This is a genomic window from Streptosporangium sp. NPDC002524 (assembly GCF_040295985.1).
In the GTDB taxonomy this organism is placed as follows: Bacteria; Actinomycetota; Actinomycetes; order Streptosporangiales; family Streptosporangiaceae; genus Streptosporangium.
The window spans coordinates 50,694-67,185 of record NZ_JBEOWK010000009.1 but is presented as its reverse complement, the minus strand read 5'-3'; the positions used below and the strand labels follow the sequence as shown (position 1 = coordinate 67,185).

19 protein-coding genes are annotated in these 16,492 nt (G+C 72.0%); 6 read left to right on the top strand and 13 right to left on the bottom strand.

Annotated elements, in window-relative coordinates; translation table 11 throughout:
* Positions 1–197 precede the first annotated feature (197 nt).
* The 7 genes from ABT053_RS17520 to ABT053_RS17490 form a co-directional block, all read right to left on the bottom strand.
* Entirely contained in the window at positions 198–824 is a 627-nt protein-coding gene (locus tag ABT053_RS17520; RefSeq protein WP_350970077.1) for a GNAT family N-acetyltransferase, read from the bottom strand.
* A 317-nt stretch (positions 825–1,141) separates the two neighbouring features.
* Positions 1,142–2,899: an ABC transporter ATP-binding protein gene (locus tag ABT053_RS17515; RefSeq protein ID WP_350970076.1), complete on the bottom strand. Its 1,758-nt coding sequence runs from the start codon at positions 2,897–2,899 to the stop codon at positions 1,142–1,144.
* The gene (locus ABT053_RS17510) at positions 2,896–4,611 is read right to left on the bottom strand and encodes an ABC transporter ATP-binding protein (protein ID WP_350970075.1); all 1,716 of its coding nucleotides are present in this window, start codon (positions 4,609–4,611) and stop codon (positions 2,896–2,898) included. Before ABT053_RS17510 ends, ABT053_RS17515 begins: the two co-directional genes overlap by 4 nt.
* Positions 4,612–4,740: 129 nt before the next feature.
* Positions 4,741–4,977: a hypothetical protein gene (locus ABT053_RS17505; protein WP_350970073.1), complete on the bottom strand. Its 237-nt coding sequence runs from the start codon at positions 4,975–4,977 to the stop codon at positions 4,741–4,743.
* A gap of 152 nt (positions 4,978–5,129) precedes the next feature.
* Positions 5,130–6,278: a serine hydrolase domain-containing protein gene (locus tag ABT053_RS17500; RefSeq protein WP_350970072.1), complete on the bottom strand. Its 1,149-nt coding sequence runs from the start codon at positions 6,276–6,278 to the stop codon at positions 5,130–5,132.
* Between the two features lie 168 nt (positions 6,279–6,446).
* Entirely contained in the window at positions 6,447–6,926 is a 480-nt protein-coding gene (locus ABT053_RS17495; RefSeq protein WP_350970310.1) for a Clp protease N-terminal domain-containing protein, read from the bottom strand.
* A gap of 2 nt (positions 6,927–6,928) precedes the next feature.
* Positions 6,929–7,165, bottom strand: a complete 237-nt coding sequence (locus ABT053_RS17490) for a hypothetical protein (protein WP_350970071.1) — start codon at positions 7,163–7,165, stop codon at positions 6,929–6,931.
* Between the two features lie 296 nt (positions 7,166–7,461).
* On the opposite strand from ABT053_RS17490, the gene ABT053_RS17485 reads away from it, so the two are divergent.
* The gene (locus ABT053_RS17485) at positions 7,462–7,908 is read left to right on the top strand and encodes an SgcJ/EcaC family oxidoreductase (protein WP_350970070.1); all 447 of its coding nucleotides are present in this window, start codon (positions 7,462–7,464) and stop codon (positions 7,906–7,908) included.
* A 166-nt stretch (positions 7,909–8,074) separates the two neighbouring features.
* Here ABT053_RS17485 and ABT053_RS17480 read toward each other — a convergent pair whose 3' ends face one another.
* Positions 8,075–8,560, bottom strand: a complete 486-nt coding sequence (locus tag ABT053_RS17480; RefSeq protein ID WP_350970069.1) for a winged helix-turn-helix transcriptional regulator — start codon at positions 8,558–8,560, stop codon at positions 8,075–8,077.
* Between the two features lie 118 nt (positions 8,561–8,678).
* Here ABT053_RS17480 and ABT053_RS17475 point away from each other — a divergent pair, with 118 nt between their 5' ends.
* Positions 8,679–9,272, top strand: coding sequence for a dihydrofolate reductase family protein (locus ABT053_RS17475; RefSeq protein ID WP_350970068.1), 594 nt, complete (start codon positions 8,679–8,681; stop codon positions 9,270–9,272).
* Between the two features lie 112 nt (positions 9,273–9,384).
* On the opposite strand, the gene mug is transcribed toward ABT053_RS17475, so the two are convergent.
* From mug to ABT053_RS17460, 3 genes are all read right to left on the bottom strand, one after another.
* Positions 9,385–9,942, bottom strand: coding sequence for a G/U mismatch-specific DNA glycosylase (mug, locus tag ABT053_RS17470; RefSeq protein WP_350970067.1), 558 nt, complete (start codon positions 9,940–9,942; stop codon positions 9,385–9,387).
* Positions 9,943–10,059: 117 nt separating this feature from the next.
* Complete coding sequence (locus ABT053_RS17465) at positions 10,060–10,626, bottom strand: SPL family radical SAM protein (protein ID WP_350970065.1); 567 nt, start codon at positions 10,624–10,626, stop codon at positions 10,060–10,062.
* Positions 10,627–10,905: 279 nt separating this feature from the next.
* On the bottom strand, positions 10,906–11,721 hold the full coding sequence (locus tag ABT053_RS17460) for an isocitrate lyase/PEP mutase family protein (protein WP_350970064.1): 816 nt from the start codon (positions 11,719–11,721) through the stop codon (positions 10,906–10,908).
* Between the two features lie 208 nt (positions 11,722–11,929).
* Here ABT053_RS17460 and ABT053_RS17455 point away from each other — a divergent pair, with 208 nt between their 5' ends.
* Positions 11,930–12,574, top strand: coding sequence for a TetR/AcrR family transcriptional regulator (locus ABT053_RS17455; protein ID WP_350970063.1), 645 nt, complete (start codon positions 11,930–11,932; stop codon positions 12,572–12,574).
* A 220-nt stretch (positions 12,575–12,794) separates the two neighbouring features.
* On the opposite strand, the gene ABT053_RS17450 is transcribed toward ABT053_RS17455, so the two are convergent.
* Positions 12,795–13,265, bottom strand: coding sequence for a nuclear transport factor 2 family protein (locus ABT053_RS17450; RefSeq protein WP_350970062.1), 471 nt, complete (start codon positions 13,263–13,265; stop codon positions 12,795–12,797).
* 354 nt (positions 13,266–13,619) lie between these two features.
* On the opposite strand from ABT053_RS17450, the gene ABT053_RS17445 reads away from it, so the two are divergent.
* From ABT053_RS17445 to ABT053_RS17435, 3 genes are all read left to right on the top strand, one after another.
* Positions 13,620–14,132: an RNA polymerase sigma factor gene (locus ABT053_RS17445; RefSeq protein WP_350970061.1), complete on the top strand. Its 513-nt coding sequence runs from the start codon at positions 13,620–13,622 to the stop codon at positions 14,130–14,132.
* Positions 14,129–15,178 (top strand): CU044_5270 family protein, encoded by a 1,050-nt coding sequence (locus ABT053_RS17440; RefSeq protein ID WP_350970060.1) that lies wholly within the window; start codon positions 14,129–14,131, stop codon positions 15,176–15,178. The genes ABT053_RS17445 and ABT053_RS17440 overlap by 4 nt, the downstream gene beginning before the upstream one ends.
* Positions 15,179–15,311: 133 nt before the next feature.
* Positions 15,312–15,932 (top strand): TetR/AcrR family transcriptional regulator, encoded by a 621-nt coding sequence (locus tag ABT053_RS17435; protein ID WP_350970059.1) that lies wholly within the window; start codon positions 15,312–15,314, stop codon positions 15,930–15,932.
* A gap of 220 nt (positions 15,933–16,152) precedes the next feature.
* On the opposite strand, the gene ABT053_RS17430 is transcribed toward ABT053_RS17435, so the two are convergent.
* On the bottom strand, positions 16,153–16,287 hold the full coding sequence (locus tag ABT053_RS17430; RefSeq protein ID WP_350970058.1) for a hypothetical protein: 135 nt from the start codon (positions 16,285–16,287) through the stop codon (positions 16,153–16,155).
* Positions 16,288–16,492: the final 205 nt, after the last annotated feature.

Below are 16,492 nucleotides of genomic sequence, written 5' to 3'. Positions count from 1 at the left end.
CCGCCGTCACCGGGCTCGCGGGCCGTGCCGGAGGCGGGGGAGAGGTCCGGCGGACCGTGCCGGGGTGCCGGAGGGAGTGACGGTTCGGAGGGCCGGGTCCCGGGTGGCGGGGGGAGAGGTTCGGGGGGGGCGTACCGGAGCCAAGGGGCGGTGACGGGTGGGCCGGGTGGGCCGGGTGAGCGGGAGGGGGTGGCGGGTCAGTGGGCGGGCTGGGTGTGGTGCGGAGGGGTCGGCCGGGTCCCGGCCATCGGGGCGGTGATGGCCCACCGTTCGTGGTCTCGCCAGGCGCCGTCGATGAACAGGAGATCGGGGGAGTAGCCCTCCTGCCTGAAGCCGTGTCGCCGGAGCAGCTTGAGGGACGCCGTGTTGCCGGGCTGGACCTGGGCTTCCAGGCGGTGGAGCCGCAGTTCCTCGAAGGCGTGTCGCAGCAGCAGCCGGAGACCTTCGGACATGTAGCCCCGGCCGGCGGTGGGGGCGAAGGCCGCGTAGGCGATGGATCCGCCCTGGAGGCGCCCGCGGATGATGCTGTTGATGTAAACCGTGCCGGCGATGGCCCCGGTGTCGCGCAGGCAGACCAGCAGGCACTCCTCGTCCGACTGGTCGTAGCGGGTGAGGAGGGTCTGGAATTCGTCGGCCGTGGTGGGCATGGACATCCACGGATGGTGCAAATCGACGCTGGCACGGGTCAGTCCGAGGAACTCGTCCCGGTCGTGGCCGGCGATCGGACGCAGGATCACGCGAGCGGAGTCTCCCGGCCGGTCCAGGGGGAACGGCTCGATCGTCGAGGCCTGTTCGGTTCCTTCGGTTCCGTCGTTCTGAATCACGGATGGAACGGTATCGCGGCCCATGACCCGGCCCATGACCCGGCCCGTGCCCCGGGCGCCCCGGGCTCCCCGGCCACCGCGGTCGGCGACCTGTCGTAAGGACGCCTTCCGAGTACGCTTCCCGGGCCCGGACCGTCTCCCGATCACGCCTCCCGAGTCCGGCGCGGTTCGCGGCCCCGGAACCGCTTCCGGGCTCAGCGCGGCTTCCGGACCCGGCACGCCTTCCGGGCCCGGCACGATTCCCGGCCCGATCCGGCTTCAGGTCCGGCCCGGCTTCAGGTCCGGCCCGGCTCCCGGTCCGGCCCGGTTCCCGGGGATCAGCGCGACTCCCAGGCCTCCCACAGACGGGCGTAGCGGCCTCCGGCGGCGACCAGCCGTTCGTGGGGCCCCTCCTCGACGATCCGCCCGTCCTCCAGGACGACGACCCGGTCGGCGGTGACGGCCTGGGTCAGCCGGTGCGCCACGACCAGGGTGGTCCTGCCGCGGGTGGCCGCGGCGGCCGACTCCTCCAGCACGCGGGCGCCCATGCTGCCCGCCTCCGCGGTGGCCTCGTCCAGCACGGCGACGGCCGGGTCGGCCAGTACCAGGCGGGCCAGGGCGAGCTGTTGCGCCTGGGCGGGCGAGAGCTCGTGACCGCCCTCCCCGACCACGGTGTCGAGGCCCTCGGGCAGCGCCAGCACCCACGGCAGCGCCCCGACCGTCTCCAGCGCCGAGGTGACCTGCCCGGCCGTCGCGTCGGGGCGGGCCAGCCGCAGGTCCTCGACGAGAGGCCCGGCGAAGACGTGGGTCTCCTGCGTGATGATCGCCACGTGCCCGCGCAGCCTCGCCGTGTCCAGCGAGGAGGGCGGCACCCCGCCGATCAGCACGCTGCCGCCGGTCGGGCGCAGCGACCCGGCCGCGACGGCGGCGAGGGTCGACTTGCCCGCGCCCGTCGAGCCGACCAGCGCCACCCGGGCCCCGGCCGGTACGCGCAGGGTGACGCCGTGCAGGACCTCGGCGGAGGTGTCGTAGCCGAACCGCACGTCGACCAGGTCGAGCGAGCCGTCGGCCGGAGCCGTTCCCCCCTCGGGCTCGGGGTCGGACTCCAGGTGGGCGACGCCGACCAGCCTGGCCAGGCTCGCCCCGGCCGCCTGCACCTCGTCGAAGACGAACAGCAACATGCCGATCGGGTTGAACAGCCGGTGGAACAGCACGGCCGCGGCGGCGGCCTCACCGACGGTGACGGCGTCCGCGCGGACCAGCAGGAAACCGGCGACCAGGATGGTGGTCAGGCCGAAGAACTCGGCCCTGTTGACCCGTCCCACGAAACGGGTGAACAGGTCCAGCACCCCCACCGACACCTCCCGCGAGTCGCGCGAGGCGGTGTCGATGGCGCGCAGGTGCCCCTCTTCCACGCGGTAGGCGTGCACCGTCCGCACGCCCTGCATGCTCTCCACCAGCCGCTGCGACGAGCGCGCGACCGCGACGCGCTGCCTGGCGTAGTACGGGGCGGCCCGGGGGAGGTACCAGCGCAGCGCCAGCGCGTACAGCGGCACCGAGACGGCACCGGCCAGGCCGAGCCGCCAGTCGAGGCCGACCATCGCGGCCAGGCTCAGCGTGCCGAGCAGGACCGAGGCGATCACACCGGGGATGACGCCGGAGACGGCCTTGGTGACCTCGGCGGCGTCCGCGCTGACGCGCGACAGCAGGTCGCCCTTGCCCGCGCGCTCCAGCCGGGTGAGCGGGAGCGTGAGGGCGCGGGCGACCGTGCGCTCGCGCAGGGCGGCGAGGACCTGGCCGCCCAGCCTGGCCACGAGGTAGGACGTCACCCCGGTGGCCGCGCCGCCCGCGAGGGCCGACAACGTGATGACCACGGCGACCGCGACGATCACCGAGGTGCCCGACTGCTCGCGCACCCGGTCGACGAGGATGCCCATCACGTACGCGGGGACGACCGACGCCGTCGCGCCGAGCACGCCCACGAGCAGCGTCACGGCCACCGTGCCGCGGCGCTCGCGCAGCTGGGCGCGCAGCCAGCGCCAGGTCTCCGCGCCGCTCGCGACCGGCAGCAGGTCCCGCTCTCCCGATGCGCTCATCGCTGGACCGCCCGCCTGTAGTCGTCGTCGGTGGCACCCAGTTCGGCGTGTGATCCCTCGGCGACCACCTTGCCGTCGTCCAGCACGAACACCCGGTCGGCGGCGGCGAGCAGGGCGGGGCTGCTGGTCACCACCACGGTGGTGAAGGTGGCGCCGTCCCCGGCGTGGCGCAGGGAGCGCAGGCCCCGGGCGATGCCCTGTTCGGTGACCGCGTCCACGGCCGTGGTCGGGTCGTGCAGCACCAGGATCGGCGGGCGGGCCAGCAGCGCCCTGGCCAGGGCCACCCGCTGGCGCTGGCCGCCCGACAGGCTCGCGCCCCGCTCCACCACCTGATGTTCCAGGCCGTCGGGATGGGCGGCGACCACGTCGTCGGCCGCCGAGGCGGCCAGGACCGCCGCGAGCTCCTCGGGACTCCCCGGCTCGCCTCCCACGGTCAGGTTCGTGGCGAGGGTGCCCTCGAACAGGTCGGTACGGTGGGGTTCGACGAGGATCCTGCCGTCGATCCGCACACTTCCGCCGTACTCGGCGGGGTCCACCCGCCCGGACAGCACCCGTACCAGCGCGTCGGCGTCGGCGGGGCGGTGGGCCATCACCCCGACGAACTCGCCGGGCCCGGCCGTCAGGTCCACCCCCGCGAGCGCGTCGTAGCTCAGCCCGGAGACCTCCAGTCCGGGGAGACCCCCGTCCGCCGGACCCGCCGCGTCGCTGTCACGGGTCCGCGGGTCGCCGGGGAGCAGCGGCGGCGCCCCGGCCACGCGCGCCACCCGGTCGGCCGAGGCGCGCGCCTCGGCCACCCAGCCGGGCACCAGCGTCAGCGTGCCCACGGGCTCCATCAGGAACTGCGCCAGCCCGATCACCGTGATGAACTCGCCGGCGGAGATCTGGCCGCGCAACGCGAACCACCCGGCGAGCACCGCGACCCCGCAGGCCAGCAGCGCGCCGCCCGCGCCGGAGACGGCCGCGTAGATCCCCTGGGTACGGGCGGCCCGCAGCGCGGCCGCCAGCGAGAGCCGGCTCACCCGCTCGTACCGCCGGGAGGCCGCCGTCTCGGCGCCGATACCCCGCAGCGGCCGCACGCCGCTGACCAGGTCGGTCGCGAGCGACGCGGCCTGACCGGCCAGCTCCTGCTGGGCGGCGACGTGCCGGATGATGTACGGCGTGCCGACGTGCAGCGCGAGCAGCGTCAACGGCGTGGCCACCAGGACGGCCACGCCGAGCGGCAGGTCGATGAGCAGCAGCGTCACGGCGCACATCGCCGCCGCGACCAGCGCCCCGACCGCGCGCGGCAGGTAGTCCAGGAGCTCGGAGGTGTTGTCCGCGTCGTTGGAGGAGATCGTGAGCAGCTCGCCCGCGCGCAGGCCGGTGTCCAGGCCGCGCGGATCGAGGATCTTCGCGGCGAGTTCCAGGCGCAGCAGGTGGGCCTCGTGGGCGATGGCGCGCATGAGGGTCCGCGCGCCGTACCGGTAGGCCAGGCTCAGCGCGGTGAACAGCGCGGCCAGCGCGGCGAGCCACCACAGCAGCGACCCGCCGTCACCCGGGCCGATCGCGCGGTCGACGATCACCCCGATGAGGATCGGCACGCTCGCCTCGCACACCTGGTGCAGGCTGAGCAGCAGGGTTCCCGCGCCCAGGCGCGGGGCGTTGCGCCTCAAGGTCCTGCGCAGGACGTTCGTCCCGGTCATGCTCGTCCCGGCCGTACGTGCCTCGGTCATGCCCGCTCCTGTCATGCCCGTCCCCGTCCGCCCGTCTCCGTCACGCCCGTCTCCATCACGCCCGCCCCTGTCATGCGGGTGCCTGTCTGGCCGGCGGCCACGCGAAACAGGCCCCGCCCAGGCTCACGGTCACCACTCCCACCGGTAGTCGTGCCGGGGAGAAGAGAGGACGGTGCGGGAGACGCGCAGGTCGCGGACGCTCGCCTGCTCGTCGGTGCCGGTGAAGCGGAAGAGCGCGTCCCAGACGGTGTGCGGGCCGATGTTCCGGGTGCTCACGGCGAGACTCAGCACACGCGCGGTGGCCACCAGGGCCAGGCAGACCCGGAGCCGGCCCGTACGGCGGGCGAGGGACTGCGCGGGGGGCATGGAACACTCTTTCGGGCGGCTCTTGAGCGAGGCGGGGACGGAGAGCTCGCCTGAAGTAGGTTAGCCTTTCCTAAGGAAAAGTTAGCCTAACCGGGTTCCACTAATTTCGACAAACCGGACATCACATGCTCGGCGGGGTGCCGGGCCTTCGGTCATACGTCCGTGCCGTCCGGTGACGAGGCGGCCGGGCGGAAGCGCGTCTCGAAGAGCGTGGCGAACGTCTCCAGGAAGTCGTTCCAGTCGCCGTTCAGATTGCTCACCAGCACGCGGGTGCCCTGACGGTCGCCCATCGCGTACGACATCGAACCGTGGATGAAGCCGCCGCCGCCCCAGAGCGTGACCCCGCACGGGAGCCTCTGCGAATAGACGCCGAGGCCGTATTCGGTGTCCGGGACCCAGCCCGAGCCCTCCGTCGAGACGGTGGTGAACATCTCCTCCTGCTGGGCGGGCGGCAGGAGACGGCCGCCCAGCAGGGCGTTCAGGAATTCGTGCAGGTCCGAGGTCGTCGAGACCATGCCGCCGGCGGCCCCGGCCCAGCTCACGTCCATCTCCGTGATGTCGTGGATCTCCGCGCCGGGATCGCTCTCGCCCAGCTTGGAGTAGTGGCGGGCGTGCGGGGCGCGGACCGTCTCCTCCGCGCCGGGGAGGCCGGGGATCCCGGGGAGATAGGTCCCCGTCAGGTGGAGCGGACGGGCGAGGCGGTGCTCGATCTCCTCCGCGAGGGTCCTGCCCGTCGCGAGCTCGACGATCATTCCGGCGAGGTTGTAGTTGACCTTGGAGTAGATGAAACGCGTCCCCGGCTCCTCCGGGGGCGCGGGCTCCTGGCCGAGGACGGCGTCGGGGAGCCCGCTGGTGTGGTTGAGCAGTTGCCTGACGGTGATTTTGGTGCCGTCCGCGCCGAGGTGCTCCTCCACCACGCCGGGCAGCCACTTCGCCACCGTGTCGTCCAGGGTCAGCTTCTCCTCGGCCACCAGCTGCAGGACCACCGTGCCGGTGAACGCCTTGGTGAGACTCCCGATGCGGAAGTGCTCACCCGGCCGGCGCTCGCGGCCGGTCGTCATGTCGGCCACCCCCGCCGTGCCGAACCACGGCGCCGAGCGGGCGTCCCTGAACTCGGCGACGACGCCGGGGCCACCGCCGCCGGCCACGACCTGGTCGAGCGCGCGCTGGAGGCCGGTGCGGTCGTTCTCGCTCTCGTTCTCGCGCTCGCGTCCGGCCGCGGAGGCGGGGGTGGTCATGGTGGCCCCCGCCACCACCAGGGCGACGGCGAGCAGGCCGGCGCGGGCATGGAACATCGACATTCTGCCTCCTTGGGCATGGAGAAGAGCGGGAGATCGGAAGGGGGGCACGGCATGCCGGAAGAGGGCCTGAAGGGGAGGGCATGGCACGCCGGAAGAGAGCCGCGCGGGCAGGAGTGTGAAAGGCGGCCGGAAGGTGGCCGGGGATGGTGGAAGGGGCCGGCGCGGTCGTTACCCGAGGTCGCCGTTCTCGATGACGGTCTGGACGCGGGCCAGCAGGTCGGTACGGTCGACGCCGGCCAGGGCCAGCGCGCGTGGCACCGTGCCGACCTCGGCCCGCAGGATCCCGAGCAGCACGTGCGCCGGTCGCAGGTCCTTCTTGCGAGGGGCCGAGGCGAAGCCCCGGTCGAGGGCGAGCCTGCCCGTCGCGCCCATGCTGGGCGGGCGCTCGAGCGCGGTGCCCGGCAGGGGAAGGCCGAGGGAGGGCAGGGACACCCCGACCGTGCTCAGGCTGTGGTCGAACTCCCGGTCGAGAGCGGCCCGGACCGCCCCGTGGTCGAGACCGGCGGAGGCCAGGACGCGCTGCGGGGCGGTGCCCTCCTGGGCCGCGACGGCCAGCAGGAGGTGGTGCGCCTCGACCGTGGCCGAGCCGTGCCGCTGCGCCTGGACCGCCCCCTCCGTGATGACCGTGTGGAGGTATCTGTCGAACATCCTCAAGGTGAACGTCTCCTCAGCGTGACGCCCGCGGCGATGAGCCGCTTGGCGTGCTTCCGGTGGACCGCCTGGCGGGTCACGCCGAGCGCCTCGGCGACCTGCGGCCAGCTCCAGCCCGCGCGCATCGCCCGCTCGACGGAGGCGTCCTCCAGCTGGTCGGCCAGGCGCCGCAGCGCCACCACGGCCGCCAGCGCGTCGGCGGGGTCCTGGGGTACGGGGATGTCGCTCGCGGGCATGCAAGCAACACTAGTTGACTAACTCGGCGTTAGTCAACATGAGTTGCTTAGAAGGGCGATCGCGAACGACGCCGGATCCGTCCGGATTCCTCGCCTCGGAAATCCCGGAACCCGGAGGCCCGGAGACTTGGAGGCCCCGAGGACGGTCGCGGCTGGTCGGGGCCGATCGGGGCCGCCGTTCGAGATCGGTGAGGAGGCGGCGCGCGCTTGACCTCAGGTTGAGTTGAGGGTGCATGGTTCTCCTCGGGGGCGATCGGCCCCCGCGCCGACCGAGTGACCGAACCGGGAGAACCGACATGAACACTGATCCGGCTGACCTGGCCGACCTGGCCGACCTGGCTGATCTGTCCGAGGAGGCCGCCATTCGTCAGGTGGTCGCGGACGCCGTGGAGTTCCAGAGCGACGTGGACAGGTTCGTCCCCCTGCACACCGCTGAGGCGTCGATCGTCAATTTCGGCGGACGCCGGGTGGCGGGGCGCGAGGTGCTGGCCGAGGCGATGCGCCAGGCCCTGGCTTCGCCGCTGGCCGACGTGCTCACCACGGTCGAGGTCGAGGACATCCGCTTCCTCCGCGACGACGTGGCGATCGTGGCGAGCGTCAAGCACATCCACGACCGGCGGGAGGGCGGCGACGCCCCGGCGGGCGCGCTGCCCGCCACCTCGGGGCGGCTCACCTACGTGATGGTCAAGGATGACGGCGCCTGGCGGATCGCCTCCGCCCAGACCACGCCGATCCTCACCTGATCCGTACCCATTCGTGAAGGCGGGGCCGTTCCCGTCACCCGGTCACGCGTGGCCGACCGGCAAGCCCGTACGGGGGCATCAGGGCGCGGCGCCGCGAACCCGGGCCGGGGTTCCGGCGCGCCCGGCCGGACCCCCGTTCATCCGCGGGTGACCGGGAAGCGAGGTGTCAGAGCACGGCGGTGTAGGCCTGGGCGAGGCGTTCCAGCACGCCGGGACCGTCCCGTTCCGGCGCCGGTTCGCCGAGATGCACGGTCCGCAGCTCGGCCATGAACTCCTCCCACAGCTCCGGCCCGCCGGCCGCGAGCAGCTCCGCCCGCACCCGCAGCCGCTTCGTGGTCGGCCGGTGGTGCAGGCCCCACTCGCCGAGGTGGGCGAAGACGGGCACCAGCCGGATCGACGCCTCGGTCAGGCTGTAGGCGGCCCGCCGTCCCGGCCCCGCGTCCTCGCGGGTCAGCAGACCGGCGTTGACCAGCCGCTTCAGCCGGTCGGCGAGGATGTTGGAGGCGATGCCCTCCTCCGAGCCCGCGAGCAGCTCCCTGAAGTAGCGCCGGCTCCCGAACATGATGTCCCGCAGCACGAGCAGGCTCCAGCTGTCGCCGAACGCCTCGACCGCGGCATTGATCGGACACCCCGAACGCGCCGTCTCCGTCACCCCGCACCCCCGCTTCCGGACACTTCCGATGCTCCCGACCTGGTTGCAATTTACCACCGGCGTGGCCTAGCGTGAGGCTACCGATTGCAAAATGCAAGCAGATAGCAGGAGGCGACGAATGGGTGACACCGAGCCGCAGACCGCGGACGGAAAGGTGCTCTGGCACTTCACGATGTCGCTGGACGGGTTCGTGGCGGGGCCGGGTCACGGGATGGACTGGATGACCGGCGTCTCGTCCCGTCCGGGCCTGATCGACGAGTACGTCACGACCACCGGCGCCGTGCTGGGAGGCCGGGACGGCTGGGACCTGTCCCCGGACCCGGGCGGCGTGTACGGCGGCGCCTGGGAGGGACCGCTCTTCGTCCTCACCCACCACCCCGAGGACGCGAAGCCCGCCGACGGGGTCACGTTCCTCGGCTGCGACCCCGCCGAGGCCGTGCGGATCGGCCTCGCGGCGGCCGGAGGCAAGAATCTCGAGGTGTTCTCGCCGACCATCGGCCGCCAGCTTCTCGAACTCGGGCTGATCGACGAGATCGACCTGCACATCGCACCGGTCCTGCTCGGCGACGGCATCCGGCTGTACGACAACCCCGGCGGCGCGCCGGTCCGCCTCCACCGGGTCGGCGGCGGCGACCCCACGCTGGCCGTGAACGTACGCTACCGGCCCGTCACGACGGCGAGGACCCCGGCCGGGAGCGCGTCGGACGACTGAGCGACGGCGATCGGCCGTCCGCGCCGGAAGACGTCGCAGAATCGGACGACGGCCATCTGGCCGCGTTCGCACGCCGTCCTCATCGTGTCTTCCCGGCAGGGTCCCGGTGCCGTCAGGGGTGCGCGGACCGGTCGGGCAGTCCTGTCGCGCGGCGCAGCCGGGTGAACTCCGCCGCCAGGGCGGCGGGCGGGAAGTGGGCGTTGCGGCCGCTGGGGTTGGGCAGTATCCACACCCGGGCGCCGCCGATCGTGCAGTCCTGGGCTCCTACGCAGGCCTGGGGTACGCCGAACGCGACGCGGTATCCGCTCACGCCGAGGAACGCCGCCCAGCGGGGAGAGAAGGCGCGCAGGCGCCGGGTCAGGTCGCGGCCACCGTCGGCCAGCTCGTGCGGCGTCAGCTGGTCGGCCCGGGAGGTGGGCCGGCGCACGATGCCGGTGATGCCCAGCCCCAGGTCCAGCAGGTCCCGTTCCTGCTGCGGTCGCAGGACGGCCGGGGTGAAGCCGGAGGCGTGCAGGGCCGGCCAGAACCGGTTGCCCGGGGTCGCGAAGCTGTGCCCGGCCGCGACGGAGAGCGGTGCGGGATTGATGCCGACGAAGACGACGCTCAGCCCTTCGGCGAGGACGTCCGCCAGTCCTTCGGCGGGGACACCCGCAAGCTCCTGATCACTCATGGCTTCTCTCCTGGTCTGACGATGCTGTGCCCCTGTGTGTTCGCCGTGGCGGGGCCGTTCGCCCGGTGTTTCAGCCGCGTCGGTGGCGGATCCTCATCACCCTCGGGTCCGGCGCGGTCAGAACAGTGTTGCCTGTCGCGGTGGTTCCGGCCGGCCGCGTCGGCCGCGCAGGGCGAACTTGTCCTCGGTGGCCTTGTCGGGCAGCGGCAGCCCGTACCGGGTGAGGAGAGGAAACAGGCGGGCGCGCATGTCCTTGCGGTACTCCGGGAGGACCTCCGAGCCCTTCGCGTACAGCGTGGTGTAGGTGTCGAGGAGTTCGGGACGGTGGGCGCGCAGCCAGTCGAAGAACACCTCCTTCACGCCCGAGGCGAGGTGCAGCGGTGTCCAGTGCACGCCTGTCGCACCGGCCCGGACCATCTCCTCCAGCTGGGCGGGGCCGTCGCTCAGTCCGGGCAGGACCGGGGCGAGGAAGACCGTGCAGTCCAGGCCCGCCTCGCGGATCGCCCGTACGGTGTCCAGGCGGGCCCGGGTGGTCGCCGTGCCCGGTTCGACGGACTGCTGCAGCTCGGTGTCGGGCAGGGAGACCGAGATGCCCAGGTGCACCGTCGTGACGGCGCTCGCGGTGACGAGCAGGGGCAGGTCCTGGCGGATCAGTGTGCCTTTCGTCAGGATCGAGAACGGCACGCGCGCGGCGGTGAGTGCCTCGATTGCGCCGGCTGTCCCACCGCATCGGCGCGGGCCCGCTGCCGGAGGCGTGCTCTTTGTCCGGGGATGTCATGATGCCTTTCACCTCCGTTTTCCATCGGCCTGGCCACAGCGCGTGCCCCGCTCTGTCGCGTCATCCCGGACAGCGGCGGACATCTTCTCGATCCCTCTGCTCGTCGAGAACCCTGTCGCGTCGTACGGGCTCCTCGGCGGGCGAGCCGGGACTCCCCAGGAACCGGCCGCCGAGCCGGACTACGGCTACAGCGTGTGGAGCAGGTCCAGGCCCATCGTGGTGGGGAAGGCGGCGAGGTCGCCTCCGGCGAGCTTGCCGGCGGCCGTGCGCAGGGCGCTCAGGCTGTGCAGGTAGGGGTCGACGCCCAGGCTGATGCGGCGGGCGCCGGCCCGCCGGACGTCGTCGAGGGTGAAGGCGCCCGACGACCATCCCATGAGCACGTTGACGGGCTTGGGGGCGACCGCCTTGACGACGGTGGCGATGGCGTCCAGGTCGGGCAGGTAGGGGGCGAAGAGCACGTCGGCGCCTGCCTCGGCGAAGGCGGTCAGGCGGCGGACGGTGTCGTCGAGGTCGGGCCGGCCCTGGATGAAGTTGTCGGTGCGGCCGGTCAGCACGATCTGCCCCCGGGCCGCGGCGGCGGCGTGGCGGACGCGCTCCACGGCCTCGTCGAAGTCGCGGATGGGCTGGTCGGGGTCGGCGGAGGTGTCCTCGACGCCGATGCCGGACAGGCCCGCGGCGATGGCGGCCTCGACGGTCGCGGCGACGTCCCCGGGAGTCTCGCCGTAGCCGTCCTCGAAGTCGCCGTTGACGGGAAGCCTGCTGGTCCGGCTGAGCAACTGGGCGTGAGCGAGGTGCTCGTCGCGGCTGATGGCGTGGCGGCCGTCGAGGCGGCCGAGGGTGGCGGCGAGGGCGGCCGAGGAGGTGGCGACGGCCTTGAAGCCCGCGTCGGCGAACACCGCGGCCGACAGCCCGTCGAAGGCGTTGGGCATGACGAAGACGTCGTCCTGCTCGTGCAGGGCGGCGAAGGCCTCGTAGCGCTCGCGCGCCGTGGTGTCAGACATGACTCTGTCCTTTCGAGATGATCCGAGATGATCCGAGATGAACGGTGCCGCACTGATCGTCGCCGTATCGTCCGACGATCCGTCTGCCGGTCTCGTTCAGCGTTTACGCAGGTCAGGGATGTGAGCTTCCAACTTTTTGGGCTACGCAGCCCAGTTAACCGGACATGGATTGGGCTGTCAAACCCAATTTTGGAGTACGCTCTGTGTCATGGGCGTTAAAAGGGCCGATGCGAAGTTCACGGCCAAGGGGCTCGCGGCCAGGGCGCGCATCATCGAGCACGCGGCGGAGCTGATCTACACCCACGGCGTGCACGGCACGAGCAACGAGCTGCTGCGCAAGGCCTCGGGCGTCAGCGGATCACAGCTCACCCACTACTTCCCGGACAAGGAAAGTCTCGTGCTCGCGGTGATCGAGTGGCAGACGGAGAAGATCCTCACCCTGCACGCCGGGTCGAGCTTCGCGGGGTTCGACACCATCGACGCCCTGCGCGAGTGGGCCGCGTTCTACCTCTCCCATGAGCGGGTGTGCCAGGAGGGCTGCACGCTGGGCTCACTCGCGGCCGAGATCGTCAAGGCCGATCTCGACGTCCGCGACCGGCTCGCCGCCGACTTCGACCGCTGGAAGGACGTGCTGCGCACCGGACTCGGCCGCATGCGCGAGCACGGCCGGCTTCGCGGCGACGCCGACCCCGAGCGGCTGGCGAACCTGCTGCTGTCCGCCATGCAGGGAGGCATGCTGCTCGCCCAGATCGCCCGCGACGTCACCCCGCTGCGCGACGCCCTGACCGCCGCCATCGACCATGTGCAGTCCTTCGAGACGACGCGGGCCCCGCAGGCCGCGCCCTCCGCGTGATCCCTTCGAAACAGGCGGCTGCCCCGCGTTCCGGAGATTCACCGGCACGCGGGGCAAGCACTACTGATCACTCTTCTACTCTTCCTCTTCTACGACTGACCGGCGATCCGTGTGAGTCCTCCGGCCGTCGCCTCACCAGGACGTTGAACGCCATGACAGGCGTGAATCAGGAGTCCGTCCGTGACACCCATCTCACCCGGCCCCCGCGCTCGACGACCGGTCAGGCGCCCGGCGTGACGGTCTCCTTCCAGGCGTCGGCCCACCCTCCCTGCACCATGGTCTGGAAGACCCACCGGCCGCCCGACTTCACCAGCAGGTCCGCGTAACGCATGCCGTACGCCGCGCCGTCGGCCGTCACCGTCGCGTCGGTGACCACGACGACCAGGTTCGCGGTCAGGAAGTGGGGCGTGCGGACCGACTCCATCGTGAGGTCGCCCTCCTCCCCGCCTCCCATCACCTCGGCCATCGTGCGGGTGAACCGCTCCCTCGTCCACCGGTCGGCCAGCCCGTCGCCGCCGGGACCGTCGGTCACCACGTTGAGCGGGAACATCGCCATGTCCGCCATGCGCTCGACGTCGGCCTTCGCGCTGTGGGCGTCGTACTCGGCGAACCACGCCTCGACGCTCTCCCTGTCCTCGGCCGTCGGCGTGAAGGCACCACCGCCGAACGGGGATTCCTGGATCTCTGACACGATTCCGCTCCTTCGTCGCTGACACGTCCTGCCGGTCCCTCACCCGTCACCGTGACGGCGCGAGGCGTTGTCCGGCGGCACGCTACGAACCGTACGACATACCGTACAGCGTACGGAAGCCCTGTCAAACGCGGTGGACGAGAGCCGCGTCCGCGGGTCCTAACGGGGCCCGTCCGGCGGGGCGCGGGGATCGGAGGCGCCACCTCCGGTCGCGGCGCGGAGAGAACCGAACCCGGCGCGCCGCTCCCGGGCTCGGCCGGGGCGAGTGGCGCGAACCGCTCACGGCGATCTGCAACATTCCAAAAAGTGCCGGACATGTACTGGGTGTCCAGCACCTTTCGGCAAGGAGATTCTGTGACACACCGAGATCGCTTCGAGGCGGTCTATGACGCGTACTACCCGGCGATACACCAGTACGCCGCCCGCCGCGCCGGCTCGCCCGACGACACGACGGACGTCATCTCCGAGACGTTCCTCACCGCCTGGCGGCGCATCGGCGACGTGCCCGAAGGGGAGGAGGCGCTGCTGTGGCTGTACGGGGTGGCCCGCCGAGTGCTGGCCAACCAGCGGCGCGGCGCCTCCCGCAGGGCCGTGCTCGCCGAACGGCTGCGCGGGGAACTCGCCGCCGACCGGCCGGTCGGGCCGGTCGAGCTGGACCACGTTCGCGCCGCCTTCGACGAGTTGCCCGAGCGCGACCGCGAGGTCCTGGCACTGGCCTGCTGGGAGGGGCTGACCAGCGAGCGGATCGCCAGGGTCGTGGGATGCACGGCCATCGCCGCCCGGACCCGGCTGCACCGGGCGCGCAAGCGGCTGGCGGCGGCGCTGGAGCGGCGGGCGTCCTTGACGACCGTGAGGAGAGAAGCATGAGTGACATCGACAACCTGATGAGGGCCATCGACCCGGCACCGCACGCACCGGAACAGGGGCCCGGCGCGCGCGAACTGCGTGAAGCGATCATGGCGACCCGGACCCGCCCGTACCGGACGGCCTGGCGGCGCCTGCCGTGGTGGGCCGGTGCCGTCGGGGCGGTCGCGGCCACGACCACGACGGTGGTCTTCCTCGGCCAGGCCGTTCCGGCTCCGCCGGCCCCTCCCAGGGCCACGACCGGCGTCACCTCCCTGTCGGGCGCCTCGGTCCTGCTGGCCGCCGCCGCCAAGGCCAGGACCGCCCCCGAAGGGACCTACTGGCGCCTCAAGCAGCAGTACACGATGCGGTTGGCCATGCCGTTCGGCAAGAAGGGCAGCACCTACCGTCTGGAGATCTCCCGGCTCTCGGAGACATGGGTGGCCAAGGACGGCCGGAGCTGGACCGGTTTCAAGGAGCTGGCCGCACGCCCGCTGGACACGGGGGCGTGGCGCCGGGACGGCTCGCCGACCAAGTGGGAGATAGGAGGGGATGGCTACGTCATCTCCGCCTCGCCCGGCGAGGGCAGGCTCACGCGGAGCAGGGGCGGGCAGCGGTTCTACTGGAGTGCCATGCCCCTCACCCTGGAGAAGATCGAGGCGCTGCCCGCCGACCCCGAGGTGCTGAAGAGGCGGGCCGCCGAGGCGATCAGGGTGGACAAGGACTTCGTCGGTTCGGTCGAGCACGGCCTGCCGAGGACCCTGGCCACCCTCCTGTATGAACTGCCCGCCTCCCCGCAGGTGCGCGCCGCCGCCTACCAGGCGCTGGCGACGCTGCCGCTGGTACGGGTCGAAGGCCCGGCCACCGACTCGCGGGGACGGCCGGGGGTCGCCGTGACCTTCCCGATCCAGGAGGGGCAGCCCACCAAGGGCAGGCTGGTCATCGACCCCGAGACCTCCAAGGTGCTGGCCTTCGACGTCATCGGCATGCCGATGAAGGGGGACCGGAGCGAGGTGGTGCTGGAGTCCGGCTGGACCGACACCAGGCCGTCTCCGCCCTCGGTCGACTGAGGGCCACCGGTTCGGCTCGGATCGGGAACCGGGACAGGTGCTGCAGCGATGGCCGTACCGGCTCCTCGGCATGGGATCTCGCGGGCTCAGGGCGCCGAAAATATAGCAATGCAATGCTATATATTCTGGTGCCATGGTGAGGACGAAGGATCCGGCGGTCCGCACCCTGCTCATCGAGCGGGCCGCGCACATGCTCCGCACCCGCGAGCCCATCACCCTTCGTTCCCTGGTGGCCGGGACGGGTGTGTCGACGATGGCCGTCTACACCTACTTCGGGAACATGGACGGCATGTGGAAGGCCCTGCGCCAGGAGGGCTTCACCCGCCTGGCGGCCAGGTTCACGACGGTGACGATGTCCGCGGACCCGGTACGGGACCTGACGGTCATGGTCGCCGCCTACCTCCGGAACGCCCTGGACCACCCCGACCTGTACCGGGTCATGTTCGACGCGAACTTCGACCTCGAAGACCTCGGGGCCGCGGACGCGACCCTGGAGCATCTGGTCCGGGCCGTCGAACGAGGCAGGAGGACTGGCCGCTTCCGCGACGGCACCGACCCGTCGGCGCTGGCGATCCAGAGCTGGACCATCGCCCACGGGCTCGCCTCCCTGGTCGCCAACGGCCCCCTGCCGCGCGAGACGCTCGCTCACGGCGTTCCGCTGCTGACCGCGCTGTTCGTCGGCGCGGGAGACGACCCCGGCAGGTGCCGCCCGTCGGTCGAGAACGGCTGGAAGCACCTGCGTTCCCCCGGCTGACGTCCCGTCCGGGGGGGGCCGCTCATGTCCGGCCACTCCGAGCCATTCCGAGCCACTCCGAAAGGAGCCTGACCGGCACGGACAGAGATCCGCCGCCCGGAAATCCGATTGCGTGAGGGAAGCGGGATGAGGTTGGGTCGGGTCCCGTGACCGCGTTCGACGTACTCCTGCGCCCCGACCGCCCGCAGGAAGTGACCCCTCAGGACCCCGGCGACCTGCCTCAGTCGGGTCCGGCGGTCATCAGCAGGGTCACGAAGGCGATCATCGCGAGCAGGAAAGCGATCATGACCCCTGTGAGGGCGAGTTGCACGGCCGCGGTGAGCCTGGCCCACCGGAGGTTCTCGCGCTGGTTCACCAGCACACGGTAACAGCCACCTGCCCGCTTTCCCAGGATGGAAGAACCGCGGGCGATGTCCACCCGTAACCATGACACGACGGGCAGAGTGACAGGTGTCGAGTGTGGTCGTGGTCGCGGGGAGGACATCATGACCGGACATACCGCAGGCGGATCGGGGCGCGGGCGAAGACGCGCGCCCGCCGTCATGCTGTGGGCGGCACTG